Below are 26,179 nucleotides of genomic sequence, written 5' to 3'. Positions count from 1 at the left end.
TTTTATTTTTCGCGGTAAAACACCTGGCGGTTTACCGCCTTGTCTTGGGACGCGACAATGGTCGTGCAAACCGCGTCGCCTGTGATATTAACAGCGGTTCTGGCCATATCCAGAATACGATCGATCCCCATAATCAGGGCAATTCCCTCAATGGGAAGCCCAACCGAATTAAAGACCATGGACAGGGTTATCAGTCCAACCCCGGGCACGCCTGCTGTACCGATAGAAGCAAGCGTAGCTGTCGCAATAACAGTTACATAATCCGGTATGCCCAGAGGAATCCCAAAGGCCTGGGCCGCGAAAACAACAGCTACACCCTGCATAATGGCTGTACCGTCCATGTTTATGGTCGCTCCCAGCGGAATGGTAAAGGATGAAATTTTACGTGATACCCCCATTTCCCGCAAAGGTTTTGGCAATCAGGCAGAAAACGCCAATCGGCGCTACCTTCATGACCATTGTTGTCATTTCCATCATTATATCGTTAAACTGGGAAAAAATTGGAGACAATATCTGCTTTTTCTCCAAGCTTAGCCAGAATGATCCCAATAAGCAGCGCAAAAACAATGACCTGATTCTAACATTGCCACAGCTCCTTATCGCTTTTTATATTTTTTGTTTCTTAACTATAACACAGCTGCTGCTCAAAAAACAAGAGAACCCGGAAAGCATAGCCCTCCGGATTAAGTATCTGCGTATACCTTTTTTGCTTAACTGTAGATTTCTACCAGTCGTTTTAAAAGCGCAACCACCTTTTCCATAGACTGAACCGGAATATACTCAAAACGCCCATGAAAATTATGTCCGCCGGTACAGATATTCGGACATGGCAGCCCCATATAGGACAGGCGCGCGCCGTCGGTACCGCCTCTTATGGCCGTTACCTTCGGTTCTATGCCAACGTCCTTCATAGCTTTTTCAACATTGCGGACAAGATGAATATGCGGCTCAATTTTTTCTTTCATATTATAATAAGAATCTGAGAGGACATACTCAAAACTCCCCACACCGTACAGCTCATTGAGATAATCGCAGATTTTTACTGCCCGTTCCTTGCGTTTTTCAAATTTCGCCCGATCGTGGTCACGTATAATATAGATCATCTCAGCTTTCTCCACTGTCCCCTCAAACTGATCCAGGTGATAGAAGCCTTCATAACCCTCTGTGTGCTCGGGCGTTTCACAGGCTGGCAGCATCCTCTGGAATTCCATTCCCATAAGCAGGGCATTTTTCATTTTGTTTTTGGCTGTTCCCGGATGCGTGCTGACGCCGTTGACGGTTAATTTTAAACTGGCTGCGTTAAAATTCTCATATTCCAGCTCACCCAGCTCGCCGCCGTCCACAGTGTAGGCAAATTCTGCACCAAAGCCTTCCACATCAAAATAGTTAACGCCCCGTCCGACCTCCTCGTCCGGTGTAAAAGCTATTTTTATGGTTCCGTGGTCTGCCGGGTTGTGCATAAGGTAATCACACAGGGTCATAATCTCCGCCACGCCGGCCTTATCATCCGCCCCCAAAAGGGTGGTGCCGTCTGTCACAATAATATCCTGGCCTTTGTAATTCAAAATTTCTGGGTAATCCTCTGTCTTAAGGACGATATTTTGTGTTTCATTCAATAAGATATCGCCTCCGTCATAATTTTCGACAATGCGGGGGGTAACATCTTTTCCGCTCACTGCACTGGAGGTATCCATATGGGCGATCAGTCCGATGGCCGGCAGCGCCTTATCGATTGTTGCCGGGATGGTTGCGTAAACATAGCCATAACCATCCATACGCGCATCCTCCACGCCCATTCCCTTAAGCTCCTCAACCAGTATGGCGGCCAGATTCTTCTGCTTTTCGCTGCTCGGAAAGCAGTCTGCTTCTGGCACAGACTCTGTATCCACCTGAACATATCTTAAAAATCGGTCTACTACTGTTTTCATTTTTCCTCCTGTATACAAATGATAAATAAAAAAGGCATCATATAGAGATGCCTGTGTTCCGCCGTCTTTATTCTCCCTGCTGCTTCAGCTTTTCTGCCTGGTCGCTGGTAATCAGGGCGTCGACCATTTCGTCAATTTCGCCGTCCAGAAAAGCCTCCAGCTGATAAACCGTCATTCCGATACGGTGGTCGGTCACACGGCCCTGCGGAAAGTTATAGGTACGGATACGCTCACTTCGGTCACCGGTACCCACCTGGCTTTTACGGTTCTCAGCAATTTCACTCTGCTGTTTCTGCATTTCAATTTCAAAAAGGCGGGCCTTCAGAACCTTCATGGCCTTTTCTTTATTTTTCAGCTGAGATTTTTCATCCTGGCAGGTTACGACCATTCCTGTGGGCTCGTGAGTAATCCGAACCGCGGAGTCGGTGGTGTTTACGCACTGGCCGCCGTTTCCGGAGGAACGGTAAACGTCGATTCTCAGATCATTCGGATTGATGTCAATTTCCACATCCTCTGCTTCCGGCAGCACAGCAACCGTTGCGGTAGATGTATGAATTCGTCCGCCGGATTCTGTACTCGGGATACGCTGAACGCGGTGAACCCCGCTTTCATATTTCAGGCGGCTGTAGGCTCCGCGACCTTCGATGGAAAAGGTGATTTCCTTAATCCCACCGATATCTGGAATATTGGAGTTCATGATCTCTGATTTCCAGCCCTGTCGTTCCGCATAGCGGGTGAACATTCTGAAGAGATCACCTGCAAAAAGAGCGGCCTCACTTCCGCCTGCGCCCGCACGGATCTCAACAATTACGTTTTTGTCGTCGTTAGGGTCCTTCGGCAGCAGCAGAACCTTCAGTTCATCCTCAAGGGCTGCTTTTCTTTGGGTCAGTTCTTCCAGCTCAGCCTTGCACATTTCTTCAAAATCCTTGTCAATGCCTTTGTCAGACAGCATTTCCTTGCTTTCATCAATCCCCTCGAGGGTCTTTTTATATTCGTTATAACGGTTGATAATCGGTTCGATATGGGCATGCTCCTTCATGAGCTTCTGCCACTGTGCCTGATCGGCAATAATATCGGGATCTGCTATTTTTTCATTGAGTTCCTGATATTTACTTGATAAAAAATCTAACTTTTCTAACATTCTATTCTTTTGTTTCTCCTCTATTACACTTATTTCACTTCATCGAAGAAAAATACCGCCAGTGTTCCCGGCCCCGAGTGGGTGCCGATAATGGGTGCAAGCGGCATGATTTTAAAGTTGTCTGTCTTAAAATGCTTGCTGGCAATCTTCACAAAGCTTTCAGCCAGGGGCATATTGTCCGCATGGGTGATATAAATGGTCTGTTCACTCAGCTTATCGCCCTTTTCCTCAATGTATTCCACCATTTTTTTCAGCAGCTTTTTCTCCCCACGTGCCTTGTCCACTTGCCTGAGCTCGCCGTTTTCGTCTACATCCAGCAAAGGGCTGATCTTAAGCATATTTCCGACAATGGCCGTTCCCTTATTCAGACGTCCGCCCCGGTACAGGTACTCCAGATCTGTTACGGTGAACACGTGGCGGATATGGGCAGCATAATAGCAGCTCAGCTTTACCAGCTCTTCCATACTGGCACCGTTCTGGGCCGCTTCGGCTACCTCGCGCACAATCAGGCCGAGGCCGCCCGTCACAGCTTTGGTGTCAAGTACTTCGATATTCGCGTCGGGGTATTTTTCAAGCACGTCCCGCTTGGCCAGCATGGCCGCCTGATAGGTTCCTGACAGACCGCTTGAAAAGCTGAGGTACATAAAGGGTACTAACGCCTCGGCCAGCTCGGTAAACCGCTTCACAAAATCGGCATAGGGGATCTGCGACGTCTTGTAATGGACCCCCCGGCGCATTTTGCTGTAAAGCACCTCAGGGGTGATCTCAATCCCGTCCAGGTAAGTTTTTTCACCCTCAATGACGTATAGAGGCATCAGCTCGACATCATACTTTTCCAGCTCTTCCGCCGGCATATCACAGGCAGAATCGGTTAATATTTTTATACTCATTGCTTTCCTCTCTGCATTATTTTCCACTGTAACTGCCAACGCTGCCCGCATATTTGAGACACAGCGTGCTTAATCTGCGGACAGCGGCAGGTTTTCATTATTTTCTCAGTTTATTATTGTAACATAAAAGCAGCGTTTTGTTAAAACAATTCTTCAGCTTCTTTTCTCGGATCAGCAAAAAGCTTTCGTCCCTTGGCCTCCAGATAATCAGTCAGGCGTCTGGTGTCCAGATTAATGATCAGCTCATCGGGAAATCCTACCTCATCCAGCGCCCTGTCAGCGTAAGGGAAATAGCCGATATCGGTGCAGAAATGCGTGTCAGTTCCCAGAATAACTGGAATATCCAGCTCCTTACAGCGCTTTGCGATGGCCACACAGTTTGGCTTAGAGCCATGTCTTATAAAAAAGGAACCGTTATTGATCTCGATGAGGGTATCCTTCCGCTTCGCTTCCTGCAGAATAGCCTCGTAGTCAAGCTCGTAGGTCGGGTTGCCCAGATGACAGATAAAATCGACCAGCGGATTGTTAATAGCGCCCAGAACCGCGGAGGTATTATCTGCCTTTGAACCCGGCCTGATGCAGGGCTCATGCAGGGACGCGGAGACGATCTCAAGGCGTCCCGCAATCCGCTCGGGCACATCGATGGCGCCGTCCTTATCCATGATGTTAGACTCCATGCCTTTCAGCACCTTCACGTTATTGATCACCGGCGGAATAATCCGGTAGTTGGCAAAAAACATTTCACCCGAAGATCCTGGCATTTCAGGACCGTGCTCTGTCAGGCAGAACAGTTCAAGCCCCCTTCTGGATGCGGCTTCAACCAGCTCCATCAATGTGCAGTAGGCATGGCCGCAGGCCAGTGTATGTGTGTGTCCGTCCAGTACGTAATTTCTCACTTCTGTTCCTCCTTAAGCGCTTTCTGCTTTTCTTTTTCTTCCTGTTTTTTACGCGCTTCCGCAACCTCTTCGTTGTGCTTTGCGACCTTGTCGCAGAAGATCTGGGCAGAGCGGAACCCCAACGCCTTCATACGGTTGTTGATCGCAGCTGTCTCTATAATTACCGCCAGGTTCCGTCCTCCTGAAACCGGAATGGTTACCAGCGGTACCTCGATTCCAAGAATATCCTGTGTCTCCTCATCCAGACCAAGCCGGTCATAGGGAGAGGTCTCATCCCAGTTTTCAAGCTTTATGACCATATCCACCTCCACGGACTGCTTAACAGCTTTTGCGCCATACAGGGTTCTCACGTCGATAATACCAATTCCGCGGACTTCCATATAATACCGCAGCATTTCAGGCGCTGTACCGCTCAGCACACGATCCTGATGATTGCTGACCTCTACCACGTCGTCAGCAATGAGGGTGCTCCCCCGCTTAATAAGCTCCAGGGCTGTCTCACTCTTACCAATGCCGCTTGGGCCTGTAATCAGAACGCCCACGCCGTGGACCTCTACCAGCACGCCGTGCATACTGATCATCGGTGCGGTTTTACGGTCGATATAGTCAATTAAATGGTAAAAGAAAATGGATGTCTTTTCTTTGCTTCTCAACAGAATACGCCCATGCTTTTCAGCTGCCGCCTCAAAAATCTCTGCCTCCGGCAGATCCCAGCAGATAATCACACACGGAAAATCATAGGAGAAAAAGTCATCAATTCGTTTTTCACGCAGCTTGGGGTCGAGGCTCAGCAGATAGGAAGTCTCAACCTTCCCGATAATCTGGATACGCTTGGCGTCAAAATATTCATAATAGCCATGAAGCTGAAGTCCCGGGCGGTTCAGACCGCTGTCATAAAGATCAAACTCATCGACTGGACTGTAAATTTCCTCAAGATTCAGGTCTTTACAAAATTCCGCAAGATTCATACATCCTAAAGATTCTTCGTTCATTTATTCTCTCTCTTTTCTTCAGATTTTGTTTTATGCTCATCATCATTGAAATAGTCAAAAACTGCCTGAGCGGTCTTATCACTCATGCCTGGCAGGGTTTTAAGCTCATCCAATGTTGTCTTCTTCAAATTATTAAGGCTGCCATAGTGCCGCATAAGCAGCTCACGGCGCTTCTTTCCAATTCCCGGGATTTCTTCCAGCCGGGATTCCAGCATTCCTTTTTTCCGCAGCGTCTGGTGGTAGCCCAGGGCGTAGCGGTGAACCTCCTCCGAGATATCACTCAAAAAGGTGCACAGCGGTGTGGATTTTTTCAGAGGATACTCCTCATCCTTATAGATAATCCCGCGAATCCTGTGGTGATCGTCCTTTACCATACCACAGACCTCAATATGAACGTCCGGGTACATCTGTAAAATGCTCCGGACTGCGTCGACATGGGTCTTTCCGCCATCAATGCAGAACACATCCGGAAAGGGCAGAAAGCTGCTTTTTTTAGGGTCTTTCCCCTCATTCTGTTCCTTTATGCCGCGCTCGATACGCCTGAAAATCATTTCCTGCATACTGGCATAGTCATTCTGCCCATCCACTGATTTTATTTTAAACCGGCGGTAAGCTTTTTTGTCTGGCTTACCCCCCTGAAAGACAACCATACCGCCTACATTGTCGGTACCGCTGATATTTGAGATATCATAGGCTTCAATTTTCTCAGGCGTGTGGTCCATTCTGAGCAGGTCCTTGAAAGCGTCCAGGCGGCTTTTTTTCTTTTCCTCCTTCTGACGTTTTTCAAGCTCGTACTGCTTGAGGGTAAGCTCTGCATTTTCCTCCACCATCCGTGTCATTTTGGACTTCTGGCCCTTCTGAGGCCGTGTGAGAACCACCTTTGCGCCGCGCAGCTCAGCCAACCACTCAGCGATGGTCTCTTCTTCGTCCTTAAGCAGCGGCGCACCCAGAATAATTTCCCTGGGAATAAACGGTTTTGAGGAATAATACTGCTTGACAAAGGTTGTCATAATATCCTCCGGCGTGGATTCCTCCACCCCCTCGAGGAAAGTATGGTCCCTGCCCAGCATTTTTCCGTCACGAACGTTAAAGACCTGAACACAGGCCAGGTCTTCGTCCTTTGCAAACGCAATAATGTCCTGGTCCTGCTGGTTGCTTACGATAATTTTCTGTTTTTCTACAATATGCTGGATGCCGTAAATCTGGTCTCTCAGCTTAGCGGCCAGCTCATAATCCATATTTTGGGCCGCCTCACTCATCTTTTCCTCAAGAGTTGAAACCAGCTCTTTATCCTTTCCATTGAGGATGGACAGGATATCGCTGATGTAAGCCATATATTCTTCCTTTGGCACATCGCCCTGACAGGGCGCGCAGCACTGCCCGATATAATAATTGAGACAGGGCCGTCCGTTCTTTTCCCCAAAGGCTACCTTGCGGTTACAGCGCCGAAGAGGGTACAGCTTTCCAATGGCTTCGATGGTTTTCTTTACCGCAAAACTGCTGGTAAAGGGGCCGAAATACTTGCCGCCATCCTTTTTGTGTTCTCTGGTCATAATGACCTTGGGGTACTCATCCTCCAGTGTAACCTTGACGTAGGGATAGCTTTTATCATCCTTTAGCAGAATATTATATTTTGGCCGGTGCTCCTTGATCAGGTTACACTCCAGAATCAGCGCTTCCAGCTCACTGTCCACCACGATGGTCTCAATATCGCAGATATGGGATACCAGAGTGACCGTCTTCGGCGTCAGGTTCTTAGAGTTTTGGAAATACTGCCGGAGACGGTTTCTCAGATTGATAGCCTTTCCGACATATATTATATCCCCCGCGGCATTTTTCATCAGATAAACGCCGGGATTTTGTGGTATATCTTTTAGTTTATTGCGATCGTACATGTCTATTCCTGAAATTTTTTAAGATTTTTCTACTTTTTGCCAAGAAATACTTTTATTTTCCATTCCATTTGGTATAATCTATCTATAAATAATGCAGTTACTTATACACGAAAGGATGTGTTCCTATGTTTGAAACAGTTATAATTGATGGTCAAAACACCATTTTGTCAAACGGCAGCTTCGAAGTTAAGATCATTCCTAAAATATACGGCGGCTACACCTTAACCAAAACAGTCAAGGATGACCCGCTTGATATCATCGAAATTCGGGATATCCGTCTGCCACTCTCTGAAAAAGAAATCATCCGGGAAGCCAAAGCCCTTTTAAAGCAGAGCTATGATTCCGTAGACTTTAACAATTATAACATACAAACCATTCAAACAATACCCGACAGGGTTAAATTTTAAAATCTGAAAACGTCACAGGCCGCTGCACTCAGGTGTATCGGTCTTTTATTATCATTGCGCCTGTTCATTTTACTATGGTATAATTAAGCATCCCATAAGATAAGGAGTTCATTTATGAAAGAATACACTGCGATTATTTTCGATTTGGACGGTACGCTGCTCGATACTTCTGAGGGTATCTACAATGCTGTCCGTTTCACTGAAAAACGGATGCACTTTACACCAGTCGACGATACCACCCTTCCGGAGTATGTTGGACCGCCCACTCTTTTCTCTTATAAAAAGCACTACGACATCGACGATGACACCGCCAAAAAGGCCGTTGTCCACCATCGAAAATACCAGAGTGAGCAAGGCGTAAAGGAAGCCCGCCCGTATGACGGTATGCCTGATTTACTCGCAATGCTGAGGGAATCCGGTCACAAACTGGGGGTCGCTACCCTCAAACGTCAGGATATTACTGAGGCGACACTGGCCGCGGCCAGTATGCTTTCCTGTTTTGACTCTGTCAGAGGCATTGACATGGCCGAATCTCTGACCAAATCTGATATCGTCAATCTGGTTCTCGAGGACCTCGGTGTCAAACCAGAAGAGGCTGTTCTGATCGGTGACAGCGCCTATGACGCCACCGGCGCGGGGCAGAGCGGTGTAGATTTTATCGGCGTTGAGTATGGCTTTGGTTTTAAAAACGCTCAGGAAATTGAGGCCTACAACCCTGTTTTTATCGCCTATTTTGTCGATGATCTGATCCAGTTTTTCGACCATTGTTAGGACTTTAAGGTTTTTCCAAAAAAAGATACTCAGCTCCTCTAAAGGGTATATAAATTACCGTCATTCAACTTTATCCTTTGGAGGTTTTTATTATGAATTATTTTATGAGTATCTTTTTCAGGCTCATCCCCCTTTTAATGGGGGCAATCTGTTTTAGCTACGGCATCTATGTCACTACCCTCGGAACTGCTCTGGGTTCCAGCTATCTGGTGGCCGGCCATGTGCTGATCTCACTGACCGCGATCTGTATCGCACTGTACTGTACAGCCGCTACCATTATCCGCCAGCTCATCAACCGGTACAGCAGCTTTTTTAAATGGTTTCTGCCTGTTCTCGGCTATGCTGTCAGTCTTTTTACTGTCGGCATGGGCATCTACTACTGGAATCTTCATACCATCAACACTGCTTACTTTGTTTCTGGCAACATTATCTTTGGTGTAGGCCTGATTGCATGCTGTGTCACCACTGTGGCCACATCCTCTACCCGCTTTCTTTTTATCCCGGCCAATTCCAATAAGTTACAGCCCGGCGACAAGCCCCAGGGCGCCTTTAGTGAAAACACAGCCAAAATTCTCATTGCCATTCCGGCTTTCTGCGCCCTCGTGGGGTTGATCCGGAGCATTGTACTGATATCGGCTGGACTGAGCTCTGAATACTTTGTGGCCGGCCACGTTCTTTTTGGCACCTCCCTTGTCTGTGCCAGTCTGATCGCACTGGTAGCCTCGGTGGTCCGTCAGATACAAAATACTTTTACAGACAGAGAGCGCTGGAAATGGACGATTTTCGTTTTAATTTTAGGCTCCATCAACGTTGTTCTGGGCATTGGCATACTGCTGGTTCAAAAAACACCGGCGTGGATCGCTCCAGGCTGGGTATTGATCGGTCTTGGTTTTATCTGCTACAGCATCTCAAGCAAGGTTATTCTCCTCGCTTCCGTCTGGCGTCAGACCTTCTCCCTCGCCAAGCGTATTCCGTTGATCCCGATCATAACCACCCTTTTCTGCCTCTTTACGGCCGCCTTCCTGTTTGAAGCAGAGCTCTTCAATTCTGCCTTCTTTGTTCCCGCCCGCGTGATGGTCGGCCTCGGCGCCGTTTGCTTTACGCTTTACTCGATTGTTTCCATTTTGGAATCTGGCACCTCCGGTTCCAGCGAGTGATATAGTAAGAAAACCCCAGCTAAATATTCAGCTGGGGTTTTCTTATTATGAGGTTTAATATTAAAATTTAAAATGGGGTCGCAATTTACTATTCTCCGAAGACAGCTTTATAGTCTGCCTGGAATTTTTCAATTCCCTGATCGGTTAAGGGGTGTTTGGTCATCTGCATAATAACGCCAAACGGCACAGTCGCAATATCTGCCCCGGCTCTCGCACAGTCGATCACGTGGATCGGGTTACGGACGCTGGCAGAGATAATTTCAGTCTCAATTCCCTGAACCTCGAAAATTTCCGCGATGGTCTCAATCAGCTCCACGCCAGGTGTGGAAATATCGTCCAGACGTCCAAGGAACGGCGAAACATAAGCGGCGCCGGCTCTCGCGGCCAATAATGCCTGCGCAGCGGTAAAAATCAATGTGACATTAACCTTGATTCCTTCGGCGGACAATACCTTGGTAGCCTTCAGACCTTCTGCAGTCATTGGAATTTTGACAACCATATTTTTATGAATTTTAGCAATTTCCCGGCCCTCTGCGATCATTCCCTCAGCGTCGGTAGTAGTCGCCTTCACCTCGCCGCTGATCGGTCCGTCAACAATCGAAGCAATCTCTGCGATTACTTCATTAAAATCACGGCCTTCTTTTGCAATTAAGGAAGGATTGGTTGTAACACCGCAGATAACACCCATGTCATTTGCATTTTTAATATCTTCTACATTAGCAGTATCCAGGAAAAATTTCATTTTCAGCCTCCATTTTTACTTGAATTTCAAAATAACAGATTCCTACACAATTTCTTAAATAAACAAATTATTTTTACATTTTTAAAAATATTTCGCAACTTACAAGAAATCATTTCTGTTTACACATACAGTATATAACGATGTAATACCAATGTCAAGGTCTTTAAGCATTTTTGCTCATCTTTCAAATTACTTTTACTTTTGTAAATATAATGAAATAAAAATTATATTTCCGGATAAATACCACAGGTGTGCAAACATTTACAAGTGTTGACTGGTATGATAAACTATTAAAGTCTTAAATACATATATAACTTTATAACGAGAGGATTTATCATGAGCTTTAAACGATCAAGCGGTATCTTAATGCACATTTCATCACTTCCTGGTAAATACGGTATCGGAACCTTTGGCAAAGAGGCCTGCTCTTTCATCAATCTTTTAAAAAAAATGGGCTTTACCTACTGGCAAACCCTGCCGTTGTGCCCGGTAGACGAGTGCCATTCGCCATATAAAAGCCCTTCCGCCTTTGCGGGTAATCCCTTTTTTATCGACCTCGAAATACTGGCCGAAGAAGGCCTCCTGACTCAGGACGAACTGAGGGCCAGTGAGTACAGCCACCCCTACAGCGCCGCCTATGAATGGCTGGATGAAACCCGCCCCAGTCTTTTTCAAAAAGCTTTCAGCCGCATCAATGACCAGATAAAATCTGACATTAAAGCATTTGAGGATAAGGAACGACACTGGCTTCCAGATTACGCTCTTTACATGACACTGAAAAAACAATTTGGCGGGAAAGACTGGTACCTTTGGGAAGACATCGGTCTCCGAGACCACCACACCGAGGCCCTGAGGGAAGCCCGGGAGACCTACGCTGAAGAGATTCTGTTTCATGAGTTTCTTCAGTACGAGTTCACTAAGCAGTGGAATGCTGTAAAGTGCTGCGCCAACGACAACGGTATCCAGATTATCGGGGATATGCCCATTTATGTCTCCCTGGAAAGCTCCGATGTCTGGGCGCACCGGGATCTCTTTGATCTCGATCCAGAGGGCCGGCCAAACCATATCGCCGGGGTGCCGCCGGATTATTTCTGCTGCGACGGACAGCTGTGGGGCAATCCCCTGTACAACTGGACTGCCATGAAAACTTCGGCCTATAAATGGTGGATCGACCGTATTGGCCGCTCCCTTGAGATCTATGATGCGGTCAGAATCGACCACTTCAGAGGGTTTTCCGCCTATTGGGCCGTTGCCGGCACTGCTAAAACCGCGCGAAACGGTAAATGGCTGGAGGGTCCGGGCATGGACTTCTTCAACGCGGTTTTCAACGCTTTCGATTTTAAGGAGCCACGCATTATCGCCGAAGACCTGGGCGTAATGGATGAGGGCGTTTTTAATCTTCTTCAGGAAACCGGCTTCCCCGGTATGCGTGTACTGCAGTTTGGCTTTATCGAGGACGGCAACAACCAGCATCTGCCGCATAATTATGTGGAAAACAGCATTGCCTACACAGGAACCCATGACAACAACACACTGCTTGGCTTTTTGTGGGAACTCCCCCCTTACAAACGTGACTATGCTTTAAAATATATCAATTATCCCTGCGGCGGTAACGAATGGCAGGAAGGGGGCCCCGAAAGCCCATCCTGCCACCATTTCATCCGCTGTCTGTGGCAAAGCTGCGCCAGCCTTGCCGTTCTGCCCATTCAGGACCTCTGCGGTTTTGGCGGCGACACAAAAATGAACTGCCCTGGCTGTGCCGACGGCAACTGGAGCTTCCGGATTACCCACGACGCTCTGGATACCATTGATATCTCCTGGATACGCTCTATGAATGAAATTTACAAACGCATTCCCTGATTCGCTCTCTCGACAAAGAGCAGATTTTATGGTAAAATCGTTATCATACAGGGTGTGAATTGAGCATTTTCACCTTCTGTAAACAGTTTTCAATATTTTATAGAGGAGAGAGAATATGAAAAGTATGAAAAAACTGGCTGCTTTACTGTTGGTTTTAGCGCTTGTCTTTACCGTAGCTGGCTGCGGCGACAAAGGTGCTTCAAGCAGCAGCAGTAGCGGCAATACCCTGCGTGTTGTCATGCAGGACCCAAATGTTCCAATCGACACCAACATGGGTACTCAGGCGTACCTGATTATGGTATCAGACCAGGCTTGCGAAACACTCATCGGCCTGAACAACGACACAACCCTGGACCCACAGCTGCTTAAGCAGATGCCGACCGTTTCCGACGACGGCCTGACTTACAGCTTTGAGCTTAAAGACGGTGTTAAATTCCATAACGGCGAAACCCTGAAGTCTTCTGATGTTAAGTATTCCTATGAACGCTTAATCACAAAAGGTCTCATGGGCTCACTGTTTGACCAGGTCGTTGGCTTTAAAGCCCTTGAAGACGGCACAGCCGATTCTCTTGAAGGCTTTAAAATCAAAGATGATACGCACTTCGATATCGTTCTTCAGCAGCCCTACGCACCTTTCGAAGCCGCCTTATCCGCTCCATATGCTGTAATCTTCCCTGAAAAAGCCTGTGAAGAAGCTGGCGGAGACTGGGGACGTACTGTCCTGTACGGTACCGGTCCGTTCAAAATGACCTCCTATACTGCAGGCCAGGGCATTGAAATGGAACGCTTTGACGATTACCACGGCGATAAAACAAAGCTTGACGGTGTCAGCTTTAAGTTCGTAAACGACCTGAACACTCAGGTTATGGAATTCCAGAAGGGCAACTGTGATTTTGTCATGCTGGATACCGGACAATACGAAACCGTTACAAGCAACGATGCTGTCAAAGACAAAATGCACAGCTTCAACCCAGTCGGCCTTGTTTATTTAAGCCCGAACAATGAAATTTATACCGATTCAAGAATTAAAGAAGCACTGTCCTACGCGGTAGACCGCGAAGCTCTGTGCGACGAATTGTTATCCGGCGCCGCTACCCCGGCCAAAAGCTTTATTCCTAAGGGCCTGCTCGGATACAATGACTCCCTTCCAGCATATGAATACAATCCGGAAAAAGCAAAAAAATTACTGGCAGAAGCCGGTTACCCGGACGGTATTACCATTCCTGTAGTTGGTTCAACCAATTACCAGACACTGATCAAGGTGGCCACTGCAATTCAGGATCAGGCAAAAGCAGCCGGTATCAATATCGAACTGTCTCAGGTTGACCACGCAGGCTACAACGATATGAACAAGAGCGGTTCCCTCAATCTGACAGTCAGCAACTGGTATACCGATTATGTCGATCCAGACGGTATGATCTACCAGCGTATGTCTGCCACAACTACCCAGCAGGTATCCAACAAATACAACAATCCGGATTTCAACGATCTCATCAACCAGGCGCGTCAGACAAAGGACGAAAGCAAACGCCAGGAATTGTATGAAAAAGCCGATGAAATCCTGACACACAAAGATTATGGTGCTATTCCACTGTATAATGACACCATGTTCTACCTGTTAGGCGACAATGTTAAAAACTTCGAAGTTACCAGCATCTACCGTTACCATTTCTATGATGCCGAACTCCAATAATAATGCTCAGAAAGCTCCGCAGACGCGGAGCTTTTTTATTTTGGATGTCCTACTTTTGCTGTCCAAATCTCCAATTTAAAAAATTCTTTTTGAAAACGGTTTTTTTATCCTTGACTTTCTTTGAAAAGCGTACTACAATAAGAACATAACTGGTAAGACCACTTACCAATAATTTCGACCGAATTTATACTCGCATCATGCTAAATCATTTAAACTGGAGGATCATTATGATTTCAAAAATTCCCTATGGCAACACAGAACTGACCCTGGAGCTGCCTGATGAACAGGTCTCAGGCGTTTTAAATTCCAATATCGGTAACCTGCAGAACGACCAGACCGAGGATGACATTGTCAAAGCTGCAATGGCAAAACATTTGGGCAGCGCTTCCTTAAAGGAACTGGCAAAGGATAAAAAAACAGCGGTCATTATTATCAGCGACCATACGCGTCCCGTCCCAAGCAAACACATTATTCCATTTATGCTTGAAGAAATGCGCGAAGGAAACCCGGATATCGATATCACATTGCTGGTCGCCACAGGTTTTCACCGCGGTACGACAACGGACGAGCTGGTTTCAAAGCTGGGACAGAAAATTGTTGATGAAGAAAAAATTGCCGTACACGATTCTTCCAATGCTGACGAAAACGTAAAAATCGGTGTCCTTCCCTCTGGCGCTGATCTGATCATAAACCGGCTTGCCGCCGAAGCCGATCTTCTTGTCTCTGAGGGATTCATTGAACCTCATTTCTTTGCGGGCTTTTCAGGCGGACGGAAAAGTGTGCTGCCAGGCGTTTCTGACCGCGTGACTGTCTTAGGTAATCACTGCAGCAAATTCATCGCAAGTCCTTATGCGCGCACTGGCATTTTAGAAAACAACCCGATCCACACCGATATGAAATCTGCCGCGAAACAGGCGGGCCTCCAATATATCGTCAATGTGATCATCGACGAGGAAAAGCGTGTTGTCATGGCCTTTGCCGGCGATCCCTTCATTGCGCATGAGGCAGGCTGCGAATTTTTAAAGCAATACTGCCGCGTCAAGGCTGTTCCGGCCGATATTGTCATTACTGGTAACGGCGGAGCGCCTCTTGACCAAAACATGTACCAGTGCGTTAAGAGCATGACCGCTGCCGAAGCATCCGCCGGAGACGACGGCGTCATTATTCTCTGCGCAGAATGCCTGGATGGTACTGGCGGAGACGGTTTTTACCGCGCGATGCGGGACTGCGAATCTGCGAGAGCGCTTTTTGAAAACATTATGACCATCCCACAGAATCAGACACAGCCCGACCAATGGGAATACCAGATTCTTGCGCGGATTCTCTCAAAGCATACGGTTTTATATGTTACACGTCCGGAAATGAAAGATATCGTAACAGAAATGAAAATGACCTACGCGCCTGATCTTGACACTGCTGTCAAAATGGCAAAAGAAATTAAAGGTGAAAACGCCAGCTTTACCGTTATTCCAAACGGAATTGCCGTTATCGTCGAACAATAAAGCTCATTATCTACCTCTCTAAATAAATATATGAAAAGGGCGCCCACCAGGGTGCTTTTTTCGTGTATTTATCAATAAACAAGGTGCTTTTCATTGATAAACAGTTCACTCCCGGGCAATTTTGTGTTATAATAAATGCGATTGGCAATTTGACAATATTCGAATGCTCAAGGAGGGCTTATGAAGACCCGGAAAACCTTATTATTGATAATATTGTGTCTGCTCTTTACCGGTATGCCGGTATCTGCCCAGGCACCTGAAAATACGGCCGACAGCGCCGAAACCTTAATCTCCGCAGTCAGTGCGCTTAACGAAACCGGAGGTACCATTCATGTTACAAAAGACATTGTTTTAGGAAGAGACAGCAGTATCGGAGGCTTTGAGCCGGACAGCAGCATCACCCTGGATCTTGGCAAAAATACGCTCTATATCCAAAACAGCTTTTCCTTTAAGAACATAACCATTACCGGCCAGAAAACCTTGCTCATGCTGGAGAACAATGCTGACCTTCAGCTTGACCATTCCACTCTGACAGCTGAAGCCGAAAACAGCACAGCTATTAAAATCAGCGGAAACAGCTGCCTGTCAGCAAAGGCTTCAAAAATTGAAGCGGCTGGTACCAACACCTGTGGTATCAGCGCCGTCGGCACAGCCTATCTGTCCTTGGATACCACCTCTGTCCATACCACTGGCAGCAGCAGCACCGCCATTCAGACAAAGGGCAGTCTTGATGCCTATTTCAGTGAAATTACCGCTGATGGAACTGGCGCCACTGCTGTTGACGCAGGCGAGGTGCTTCTGAATACAAGCATTGTCTCTCCAGAGGTAGAAAACGCAGTTATTGCAGATACCACTGCAGTTCCCAAAAATGCAGGATACCACTATACAGAACTGAATACCCCGGGCAGTCTGCCCGGCAGTATGGTCTTTAAAATTACCGACAAGGATACCGGCGATATCCGTTACAGCCCATCGCTGCCAGTCTGCTGGAATACAGACACCGCAGATATTACAAAAGCTGGGATTTATTCGCTCAGTTATGAACTCTGCCCCGATACCTTTACGCCGGCCGGTGCTGCTGCTTTGCTGAAAAGTCAAAATCAACGGCTCGTCGTCATTGATCCTAAAAAACCATTTATTTATTACGACGCGCCTGTGACTGAAAGCATCGGCAGCTACAGTCTGCTTCTCCGTTTCCACCAGCCAATCCAAAGCTTTGGCACACCAACACTTTGGGTGGAAAAGGATGACAGCAGCACATGGCAGGCCTGGCCGGCTGAAAAGCTCACAGCCACAGCAGCCAACCAATACAGTCTGACCGGCCTGGAAGCCGGCCACAGCTATGTTTTCCAGCTCGAAGCTAAGAACGGCAGCATAAGCGGTGATTCCAACGCCATCCGTATTACCCTTGATCAGGAGGGAAACCCCACTGTTACACAGAGCGATAGGAACCACGGCAGTAATGAAACAAAAGTAGTGCCCACGGCAGTCCCCAAAGTCTCCGTCGAAAAAGAAACCTCATCACTTGCTGTTTCAAGCCCTAATGAAAATGTCAAAACGGGTACCAAAGAAAGCCTGAAATCCGAATCGACCCTTTATCTCCAGGAAATGGGCAATGCCTTAAAAACAGTATCCAGCTACCTGAACGGTACCGCCTCCGTGTCCGAGAATGTGAACACTGGGATTACAGGCGTTATAAAAAATAATGTAAAAGGTGGACTGCCTGCGGCGGCAGCACTCAGTCTGACTTTACTCTGCGCCGTGACCATGCTGCTCGTCCGCAGAGAAACATCCGATATAAAAGACGATTAGCAGCGATGGCGCCAAAACCATATATTGTATGTTATACTTGGCAAAAACAAATTTTTATCTAAATATAGCGGTATACGTTAAAACAGCGTACACCGCTTTTTTATATTGGTCAGCTGTTTTCATCTGTAAAAAATTGTCTTCTTTCACGCTTATTTAATAAAAATTTTTGTGCACATTTTTTATCCACAGGCCTCAGCCCTCTCATACGCTCATTTTAATCATTTTCACAAAATGTTGTCCACAAATTGACAGAGAGCACAATATATAGTATGATTTTCGAAGTAACCGACAATAACTAAGCATCCGGAGGAATGATGTAATGATCGACAATATTATTAAACGAAACGGAACTGCAGCGCCATTTGATGCCCGTAAAATCAGCAATGCCATTTACAAGGCGAATATCTCTGTGAGCGGCGAGTCTATGACAGAAAAGCACATTGAGTTTCTGACCAATGTGGTCACCTCAGCGGCTGAGCCTTTAGGCCGTCCAACGGTGGAGCAGATACAGGATATTGTGGAAGAAACGCTGATCAAAGCTGACTACGCCAAAACAGCAAAAGCCTATATTCTATACCGTGCCGAGCACGCTAAAACACGTCAGGCTGAGAGCGATTTGATGGAAATTTATAAAGATCTCACTTTCCGTTACGCTGAAGACGCAGACCTTAAACGTGAAAACGCCAATATCGACTCAGATACAGCAATGGGAACCATGCTGAAATACGGTTCTGAAGGATCAAAATATTTTATCGATAATTACATTCTTCCGCGCGAAATTGCTGATGCGCATATCTCCGGTGATATCCATATTCACGATAAAGATTTTTATATGCTGACTGAAACCTGTTGCCAGATTGACCTGCTTAAACTCTTTAAGGGCGGCTTCTCAACAGGACATGGCTACCTGCGTGAGCCCAACGACATCCGCAGCTACTCCGCTCTTGCCTGCATCGCCATTCAGGCAAATCAAAATGAAATGCACGGAGGCCAGAGTATTCCAAACTTTGATTATGCCATGGCGCCCGGTATTGTCAAGACTTTCAGCAAGCTATACCGCAAAGCGCTGATCAATGATCTCTGTGTCTGTTCCGGAAAGGAACGCGAAACAATCACCGAGATGGTTGTCTCTGCCTGTGAAAAAATTAGTGTCCCAGTTACTATGGATACACAGGAAACCTTCGGTCAGAAGCTGGCCGCATTTTTTAAAGGGTCTTCTTTTGATACCCAGATGATTAAAAAAAACCATGAGCTGGCCTGCCAGACCGCACTGCGCGAATCCGAGGAAGCCACCTATCAGGCGATGGAAGCCTTTATTCATAACCTGAATACCATGAACTCCCGGGCCGGTGCCCAGGTTCCTTTTTCCTCTGTAAACTATGGTACGGATACCTCCGCCGAAGGACGAATGGTCATCAAAAACCTGCTGAAAGCCACAATGGCCGGACTTGGCAACGGCGAGACGCCCATTTTTCCGGTTCAGATTTTTAAGGTAAAAGAGGGGATTAACTATGACAAGGCCGATCCCAACTACGATCTTTTTAAACTGGCCATCAAAACTTCCTCCAAACGCCTTTTCCCGAACTTCAGCTTTTTGGACGCCCCTTTTAATTTACAGTATTACAAAAAGGGCGATTATAATACAGAAGTAGCCTACATGGGCTGCCGGACCCGGGTTATGGGCAATCATTATGACCCTGAAAATGAAACAACCTGCGGGCGCGGCAATTTAAGCTTTACTTCCATCAATTTACCCAGGATCGCTCTTGAATCCGAGGGAAGTCTTGATACTTTTTACAAGCTTTTGGATGAGCGTGTCTCTCTGGTTGTGACCCAGCTGCTTCACCGTTTCAAAATCCAGGCCGCTAAACGGGGGCGTAATTATCCTTTCCTGATGGGACAGGGCGTCTGGATCGATTCGGAAAGCCTTGGCCGGGACGACCGGATCGAGGACGTTTTAAAGCACGGAACCCTCAGCGTCGGCTTTATCGGGCTTGCTGAGACCCTCAAGGCGCTTACGGGCAAGCACCATGGAGAAAGCGCGGAAAGTCAGACTCTGGGTCTTCAGATCGTTGGGCATCTGCGGCGCCTGATGGACGCTGAATCTGAAAAGACAGGCTTGAACTTTACCCTGCTCGCTACACCGGCTGAAGGGCTCAGCGGCCGTTTTGTCTCCATCGACCGCGAAAAATTCGGGACTGTCCCCGGCGTTACCGACCGCGAGTTCTATACAAATTCCTTCCATGTTCCGGTCTACTACCCCATACAGGCCTATAAAAAGATTCAGCTGGAAGCGCCTTACCATGCGTATACCAACGCGGGGCACATCAGCTATGTCGAGCTGGACGGAAATGCCAGCGCCAACCTCGCAGCCTTTGAAAAAATTGTCCGCTGCATGAAGGAAGCCGGTATCGGCTACGGTTCCATCAACCATCCCGTCGACAGAGACCCAGTCTGTGGCTACAACGGTATTATCGGTGAAGAATGTCCAAACTGTCACAGACATGAGGGTGATGGAAACCCTGATTTTGAGCGCATCCGCCGTATTACTGGCTATCTGGTAGGTACCATTGACCGCTGGAACAACGCAAAGCGCGCGGAAGAGAAAGCGAGGGTAAAGCATGGCGTTTCTGCAAATCAATAATTGTATCGAAGAATCCATTGTTGACGGCCCCGGGCTCCGCTTTGTCATCTTTACCCAGGGCTGCCCCCACAATTGCCCTGGCTGCCATAACCCTCAGACACATCAGCAAACAGGCGGCACTTTTATGGAAACAGAGATGCTTTTCGCCCGAATAATGGAAAATCCTCTTCTTCAAGGCGTTACATTCAGCGGCGGCGAGCCCTTTCTGCAGCCAGCCGCCTTGGCCGGCCTGGCTCATAAACTTCATGCAAAGGGTCTGGATGTGGTTACCTACACTGGCTACACGCTGGAAAGACTGAAAGCACTGAAAGATAACGGCGTCAAGGCTCTGCTTCAGGAAACCGATCTGCTCATTGACGGGCCATTCCAGTTTGAAAAGCGTGATCTGACCCTCCCCTTTCGTGGAAGCAGTAACCAACGTGTTATTGAATTACGACACTAAAAAAACGGGTGTGTACACGATATTCGTACACACCCTTTTTTTAATTTATTCCTCAAACAAGGCAGTTGATAAATAGCGTTCTCCGGTATCGGGTAACAGCACCACAATATTTTTCCCTTTATTTTCAGGACGCTTTGCAAGCTGCGTTGCCGCCCATAGCGCCGCGCCTGAAGAAATGCCGACCAGCAGGCCTTCCTCTTTTGCAACCTCGCGGCCTGCCGCAAAAGCGTCTTCATTATCAACTTTAATGATCTCATCGTACACACCGGTGTTCAACGTATCCGGTACAAAACCAGCGCCAATGCCCTGAATTTTATGCGGACCTGCTTTTCCTTCTGACAGCACCGGAGAACCCGTCGGTTCAACGGCAATCACTTTTAAATCTGGATTTTTAGATTTCAGGTACTCGCCTACGCCGGTAATCGTGCCGCCTGTACCAATACCAGCTACAAAGTAATCTACTTTTCCATCTGTATCTTCCCAGATTTCCGGACCCGTTGTGGCTCTGTGCACAGCCGGGTTTGCAGGATTGACAAACTGCCCTGGAATAAATGAGTCCGGTGTTTCCTTGGCCAGCTCCTCTGCCTTAGCGATAGCACCCTTCATACCAGCAGCGCCATCGGTCAGAACCAGCTCTGCCCCATAGGCCTTTAATAGCTTTCTGCGTTCCACACTCATGGTCTCAGGCATTGTCAGAATCACGCGGTAGCCTCTGGCAGCAGCAACACTCGCCAGACCAATGCCGGTATTACCACTCGTCGGTTCAATAATAACAGAGCCTTTCTTCAGCAGCCCCTTTGCCTCTGCGTCATCAATCATGGCTTTCGCAATACGATCCTTAACGCTCCCCGCTGGATTAAAGTACTCAAGCTTTGCCAGCACTGCAGCATCTAATGCATTTTTCTTTTCATAATTGCTCAGCTCCAAAAGCGGTGTTTTTCCAATTAATTCTATTAAACTCTTATAAATTTTTGCCATTTTGTTTTCCTCCGTTCAAAACATTATATTCTTTTGTTTTCATATATGATTACTATGATTTTTATTATATGCCGATGAGCCAATTCTGTCAAGCTTTTTTGAAAAATAATCCATATTTTTCATATATGTTTTAAAAAAAGTTGTTGACTTCCGGTATTTTTCGTACTATGATTATAAAAACATATCTATTGACTATGTCTTATATCATTTAAAAAGGAGACTTTCCTATGAACATTAATACCCTCTGCATTCACGGTTCTAACGTTTATCACAATGACACCGGAGCCATTTCTGTTCCTATTTTTCAAAATGCTACCTTTGCCCACCCCGGTGTGGGTCAGAGCACAGGCTATGATTATTCGCGTATTCAGAACCCGACCCGGGAGCACCTCGAGGAAACCATCGCCAGACTGGAACACGGAAACGATGCGCTGGCCTTCTCCTCTGGCATGGCGGCCATTACCGCTCTTTTTGAGCTGTTTAAAGGCGGCGACCATGTTATCACCTCTGATGATCTTTACGGAGGCTCACACCGGCTGTTTAACACTATTTCCTCCAATCATGGGCTGCATTTCACAGCAGTCAACACCTCAGATACAGCGGCGGTCAGGGAGGCTGTCACGTCTTCCACCAAAGCTATTTTTATCGAAACACCGACCAACCCTATGATGAAGGTTACCGATATAAAAGCAATAGCCGAAATTGCAAAGGCTCATGATCTTTTGCTGCTGGTGGATAATACTTTTTTAACACCTTACTATTTAAACCCTCTGGATCTCGGTGCAGATGTGGTGGTCCACAGCGGCACAAAGTATTTATCCGGGCACAACGACACACTTGCCGGTTTTCTTGTTACCAAAAACGAGGCTTTATCCGAGCGTCTCCGCTTTATTTACGGAACCACCGGCGCCTGTCTCTCCCCATTTGACAGCTGGCTGGTTCTCCGGGGTATAAAAACTTTAGCCATACGTATGGACAGCCAGCAGCAAAATGCGTTAGAATTATCTAAGTGGCTGTCACAGCACACTCGAATTAAACAGGTCTTTTATGTTGGTCTTCCAGATCATCCTGACTACGCGCTTTCCCAAAAACAGGCCAGAGGCTCCGGCGCAATGATCTCATTCAAGGTTGACTGCCCTCAGACGGCGGTAAACGTGCTTGAGCGTGTTTCCCTTATACTTTACGCCGAAAGTCTTGGCGGGGTTGAGTCCCTCATCACCTATCCAATGCTTCAGACTCACGCCGATGTGCCTGAAAGCATAAGGGAATCTCTCGGTATTGACGACTGTCTGCTGCGTTTGTCTGTAGGGCTGGAGGATATTAATGATCTCATTGCCGATCTCGATCAGTCACTGAAATAGGAGGAATTTATGTCTTACAATTTTGATGAAATAGTGGACCGGAAAAATACTGGTTCCATTAAGTATGATTTTGCTGCAGAACGAGGGATGCCTGAAGATATCCTTCCCCTCTGGGTAGCCGATATGGACTTTAAGACGCCACAGCACGTCATCGACGCCCTTGTAAAAACCAGCGCACACGGTATCTATGGTTACTCAGATGTAAAATACGATTATTTCGACACGCTGCAAGCATGGTACAGCCGGCGCTTCAACTGGGAGCCAGAGGCCTCCTGGCTCGTCAAAACGCCTGGTGTCGTCTATGCCATTGCCACAGCAGTGCGGGGCCTGACTGAAAAAGGAGACGCTGTACTGATTCAGCGGCCGGTTTATTACCCCTTCACACGCTGTATTGAGGTTAACGAACGCCAGCTGGTAAACAATCCATTGCTCTATCAAGACGGCCGATATACCATTGATTTTGATGATTTTGAGCAGAAAATTGTCGATAATAACGTCAAGTTGTTTATTCTCTGCAGTCCGCATAACCCTGTTGGCCGCGTCTGGACAAAAGATGAACTGACGCGGATGGGCGATATCTGCCTTGCCCACAATGTGACAATTGTATCAGATGAAATCCATGCTGATTTTGTATATGAAGGGCAGACTCATACCATTTTTGCCAGCATAAAACCAGACTTTGCGGACATCAGCCTTACCTGTACTGCTCCCAGCAAAACCTTTAATCTTGCCGGACTTCAGGCTTCCAATATCTTTATCCCCAACCGGACGCTCCGCCACACATTTAAAGCGGAAATGGAGCGTTCCGGTTTCAGCCAGGTTGGCCTCATGGGGCTTGTTGCCTGTCAGGCTGCCTATGCCCACGGCGAAGAGTGGCTGGAAGCATTAAAGCAGTATCTTGCCTCCAATTTATCCTTTGTCCGTGATTTTCTGAAAAAAAACTTACCACAGGTAAAACTTGTCGAGCCAGAAGGAACCTATCTTGTATGGCTGGATTTCAGGGAACTGGGCTTGTCCGAGGATGCTCTGGAGGATATGATTGTCAATAACGCCAAACTCTGGCTGGACCGCGGCGCCATGTTCGGTCCCGAGGGCGAGGGCTTTGAACGATTTAATATTGCCTGTCCAAAAGCGACATTGGAGAGAGCCTTTTCCCAACTCAAGACTGCCATTGACACTATTTAATCTCAAACGGTGGAAGCAGAAGCTTCTGCCGTTTTTTATTGCCAAGCTTAAATATTCCTTTTATTCCAACCACTTTACCAGAAGCTTAATTTCCTGCGTCTTATAATCTGATACCCTTTACAGAGATTATTAATGGATTTTTTTTTCTTATTATGATAGTATTACAAAAAAAGGAGAGAATTCGAAATATGGCTCAAGCTATTTATGTTTTTGGACATCAAAATCCCGATACGGATTCCATTTGCGCCTCTCTTTCCTACGCCTACCTGAAACAGGCTCTCGGAAACGAAAACGTTGTGGCATGCCGTCTTGGTAATATCAATAAAGAAACAAAATATGTACTGGATTATTTTAACGTGGAGCCGCCTAAGCTGATCAAAAGCGTTAAGCCCCAGGTTTCCGACCTTCATTTCAATAATTTTTCTATGGCGACAGAACAGGATTCGGTATTAAAAACCATGAATCAAATTATTTCAAACCCCGGCCGTTCCCTGCCCGTTGTTGACGCCGATAAAAAGCTTCTCGGTATCATCTCGCTTCCAGATATCATACAGGCCTACACAGACCCTTATGTTGAATCCATCCTTAAGGACACCAAAACACCTTATAAAAATATCATTGAAATTCTGGACGCCCGTATTATCGGGGAGATTCCATATGACTGCGTTACCGGCAACCTCTACACTAACACCGAGCTGACAGCCGGCCAGAAGCTCAGCGCTGAAGATTTTGTCGTCACAGCCCTTAATGACGGCTCACTTGAAAAGGCCTTTAAGGTCGGCGCAGAAAACATCATTATCTCCAATACACCGATTGGTACAACACCGCCGGTTCCTGAAAATTATAAGGGACTCATATTCCTCTCTAATCATTCTCCCTTTGAGGTCATCCGCCTTTTAACCCAGGTAATCCCAATTACCAACTTCGTAAAGCGAGAAAATCTGGAGTACTTTGTCACCTACGAAACGATCGACGACGTCAAGGAAAATATGCTCACCTCTAATCATACGCGGTTTCCAGTTGTCTCCGAAGACGGTATGGTTCTCGCCTCCATTACCAAAAGTAATTTGCTGGACTATAACCGCAAGCAGGTTATTCTCGTTGACCACAACGAACGCGGGCAGTCCATCCGAGGCGTAGAAGAAGCTGAAATTATTGAGGTTATCGACCATCACCGCGTAGCTGAAATACAGACGTCTACACCGCTGTATCTGCGGATTGAGCCCGTAGGCTGCACCTGTACCATTGTGTCAAAGATGTACCACGAACGGAATATTCCAATTCCGCGTCCCATTGCTGGCTTGATGCTCTCAGCCATTATTTCAGACACTCTGCTTTTCCATTCTCCTACCTGTACCGAGACTGACCGGAAAATCGCAGAAGAGCTTGCGGATATCGCAGGTGTTGATCTGAAAGCCTATGGCGAAAACATGCTGGTAGCCGGCAGCAACCTGGCGGACATGTCTCCCAGGGAAATCTTATCCGCAGACCGCAAGCGCTTTACCATGGGTAATTATAAAGTCATGGTTTCTCAAATCAACACTGGTGACTTTAAGGGTATGTTCAAGCAGCTCAGACCTGTATTATCTGAAATGGAAAAAGCGTGCGCCGAAGAGGGTTTTGACCTGGCTGTCCTGATGGTAACGGATATTATTATGGGCGGCAGTGAAATACTGGTCGCTGGCAAATCCAGAAAGCTTGCCGAGGCAGCTTTTGGTATCGGAGAGGATGACATCAGTAAATTTTTTCCTGGCGTTTACTCCAGAAAAAAACAGGTGGTGCCGCCGCTCATGAATGCTTCAGCGTTATAATTTAATAAACCTTAACAAAAGAGAAGGAGTTTCATTCTTTCTCTTTTCTTTTGTTTATATTTACTCTATAAT

At 46.9% G+C, this 26,179-nt stretch carries 22 protein-coding genes; 12 read left to right on the top strand and 10 right to left on the bottom strand.

What is annotated here, in order from left to right; translation table 11 throughout:
- Positions 1-2 precede the first annotated feature (2 nt).
- The 8 genes from DW091_RS03170 to uvrC form a co-directional block, all read right to left on the bottom strand.
- Positions 3-398, bottom strand: a complete 396-nt coding sequence (locus tag DW091_RS03170) for a cation:dicarboxylase symporter family transporter (protein ID WP_074616648.1) — start codon at positions 396-398, stop codon at positions 3-5.
- Positions 382-510 (bottom strand): cation:dicarboxylase symporter family transporter, encoded by a 129-nt coding sequence (locus DW091_RS20785; RefSeq protein WP_243129323.1) that lies wholly within the window; start codon positions 508-510, stop codon positions 382-384. Before DW091_RS20785 ends, DW091_RS03170 begins: the two co-directional genes overlap by 17 nt.
- A 200-nt stretch (positions 511-710) precedes the next feature.
- Positions 711-1,928, bottom strand: coding sequence for a peptidase T (gene pepT, locus DW091_RS03165; RefSeq protein WP_118517383.1), 1,218 nt, complete (start codon positions 1,926-1,928; stop codon positions 711-713).
- A 67-nt stretch (positions 1,929-1,995) separates the two neighbouring features.
- A complete protein-coding gene (prfA, locus tag DW091_RS03160) occupies positions 1,996-3,069 on the bottom strand; it encodes a peptide chain release factor 1 (RefSeq protein ID WP_074616645.1) in 1,074 nt (357 codons plus the stop codon).
- Positions 3,070-3,098: 29 nt separating this feature from the next.
- On the bottom strand, positions 3,099-3,959 hold the full coding sequence (locus DW091_RS03155; protein WP_118517382.1) for a DegV family protein: 861 nt from the start codon (positions 3,957-3,959) through the stop codon (positions 3,099-3,101).
- Between the two features lie 140 nt (positions 3,960-4,099).
- Complete coding sequence (locus DW091_RS03150; protein WP_058695452.1) at positions 4,100-4,855, bottom strand: phosphatase; 756 nt, start codon at positions 4,853-4,855, stop codon at positions 4,100-4,102.
- The gene (gene hprK, locus DW091_RS03145) at positions 4,852-5,847 is read right to left on the bottom strand and encodes an HPr(Ser) kinase/phosphatase (protein WP_082669356.1); all 996 of its coding nucleotides are present in this window, start codon (positions 5,845-5,847) and stop codon (positions 4,852-4,854) included. The genes DW091_RS03150 and hprK overlap by 4 nt, the downstream gene beginning before the upstream one ends.
- A complete protein-coding gene (gene uvrC, locus DW091_RS03140; protein WP_118517381.1) occupies positions 5,844-7,742 on the bottom strand; it encodes an excinuclease ABC subunit UvrC in 1,899 nt (632 codons plus the stop codon). Before uvrC ends, hprK begins: the two co-directional genes overlap by 4 nt.
- A gap of 125 nt (positions 7,743-7,867) precedes the next feature.
- Here uvrC and DW091_RS03135 point away from each other — a divergent pair, with 125 nt between their 5' ends.
- From DW091_RS03135 to DW091_RS03125, 3 genes are all read left to right on the top strand, one after another.
- Entirely contained in the window at positions 7,868-8,149 is a 282-nt protein-coding gene (locus tag DW091_RS03135; protein ID WP_118517380.1) for a hypothetical protein, read from the top strand.
- A 114-nt stretch (positions 8,150-8,263) separates the two neighbouring features.
- Positions 8,264-8,920, top strand: a complete 657-nt coding sequence (locus tag DW091_RS03130; RefSeq protein WP_118517379.1) for an HAD hydrolase-like protein — start codon at positions 8,264-8,266, stop codon at positions 8,918-8,920.
- Positions 8,921-9,012: 92 nt separating this feature from the next.
- On the top strand, positions 9,013-10,077 hold the full coding sequence (locus tag DW091_RS03125; RefSeq protein WP_058695455.1) for a DUF2776 domain-containing protein: 1,065 nt from the start codon (positions 9,013-9,015) through the stop codon (positions 10,075-10,077).
- A gap of 88 nt (positions 10,078-10,165) precedes the next feature.
- On the opposite strand, the gene fsa is transcribed toward DW091_RS03125, so the two are convergent.
- On the bottom strand, positions 10,166-10,819 hold the full coding sequence (gene fsa, locus DW091_RS03120; protein WP_074616640.1) for a fructose-6-phosphate aldolase: 654 nt from the start codon (positions 10,817-10,819) through the stop codon (positions 10,166-10,168).
- Positions 10,820-11,155: 336 nt separating this feature from the next.
- Between fsa and malQ the strand changes: the two genes are divergently transcribed.
- The 6 genes from malQ to nrdG all read left to right on the top strand — a co-directional run bounded on the left by malQ (position 11,156) and on the right by nrdG (position 20,772).
- Positions 11,156-12,679, top strand: coding sequence for a 4-alpha-glucanotransferase (malQ, locus tag DW091_RS03115; RefSeq protein ID WP_118517378.1), 1,524 nt, complete (start codon positions 11,156-11,158; stop codon positions 12,677-12,679).
- 115 nt (positions 12,680-12,794) lie between these two features.
- Positions 12,795-14,372 (top strand): ABC transporter substrate-binding protein, encoded by a 1,578-nt coding sequence (locus tag DW091_RS03110; protein ID WP_118517377.1) that lies wholly within the window; start codon positions 12,795-12,797, stop codon positions 14,370-14,372.
- Positions 14,373-14,599: 227 nt separating this feature from the next.
- On the top strand, positions 14,600-15,874 hold the full coding sequence (larA, locus tag DW091_RS03105) for a nickel-dependent lactate racemase (RefSeq protein WP_118517376.1): 1,275 nt from the start codon (positions 14,600-14,602) through the stop codon (positions 15,872-15,874).
- 180 nt (positions 15,875-16,054) lie between these two features.
- Positions 16,055-17,686 carry a hypothetical protein gene (locus DW091_RS03100; protein WP_118517375.1) on the top strand — a complete coding sequence of 544 codons (1,632 nt, stop codon included), beginning with the start codon at positions 16,055-16,057 and terminating at the stop codon, positions 17,684-17,686.
- Between the two features lie 319 nt (positions 17,687-18,005).
- Positions 18,006-20,330, top strand: a complete 2,325-nt coding sequence (locus tag DW091_RS03095; protein WP_118517374.1) for an anaerobic ribonucleoside triphosphate reductase — start codon at positions 18,006-18,008, stop codon at positions 20,328-20,330.
- Positions 20,308-20,772 carry an anaerobic ribonucleoside-triphosphate reductase activating protein gene (nrdG, locus tag DW091_RS03090; RefSeq protein WP_118517373.1) on the top strand — a complete coding sequence of 155 codons (465 nt, stop codon included), beginning with the start codon at positions 20,308-20,310 and terminating at the stop codon, positions 20,770-20,772. Before DW091_RS03095 ends, nrdG begins: the two co-directional genes overlap by 23 nt.
- Before the next feature lie 45 nt (positions 20,773-20,817).
- On the opposite strand, the gene cysK is transcribed toward nrdG, so the two are convergent.
- Entirely contained in the window at positions 20,818-21,750 is a 933-nt protein-coding gene (gene cysK, locus DW091_RS03085) for a cysteine synthase A (RefSeq protein WP_118517372.1), read from the bottom strand.
- A gap of 227 nt (positions 21,751-21,977) precedes the next feature.
- Here cysK and DW091_RS03080 point away from each other — a divergent pair, with 227 nt between their 5' ends.
- From DW091_RS03080 to DW091_RS03070, 3 genes are all read left to right on the top strand, one after another.
- Positions 21,978-23,111 (top strand): PLP-dependent aspartate aminotransferase family protein, encoded by a 1,134-nt coding sequence (locus DW091_RS03080; RefSeq protein WP_118517371.1) that lies wholly within the window; start codon positions 21,978-21,980, stop codon positions 23,109-23,111.
- A 9-nt stretch (positions 23,112-23,120) separates the two neighbouring features.
- Positions 23,121-24,296: a MalY/PatB family protein gene (locus tag DW091_RS03075; protein ID WP_096918959.1), complete on the top strand. Its 1,176-nt coding sequence runs from the start codon at positions 23,121-23,123 to the stop codon at positions 24,294-24,296.
- Between the two features lie 188 nt (positions 24,297-24,484).
- The gene (locus tag DW091_RS03070; RefSeq protein ID WP_074616622.1) at positions 24,485-26,107 is read left to right on the top strand and encodes a putative manganese-dependent inorganic diphosphatase; all 1,623 of its coding nucleotides are present in this window, start codon (positions 24,485-24,487) and stop codon (positions 26,105-26,107) included.
- Positions 26,108-26,179 lie beyond the last annotated feature (72 nt).

Source organism: Eubacterium sp. AM05-23 (assembly GCF_003477535.1).
Taxonomy (GTDB): Bacteria; Bacillota; Clostridia; order Eubacteriales; family Eubacteriaceae; genus Eubacterium; species Eubacterium maltosivorans.
This window is presented reverse-complemented; position numbering and strand designations above follow the sequence as displayed.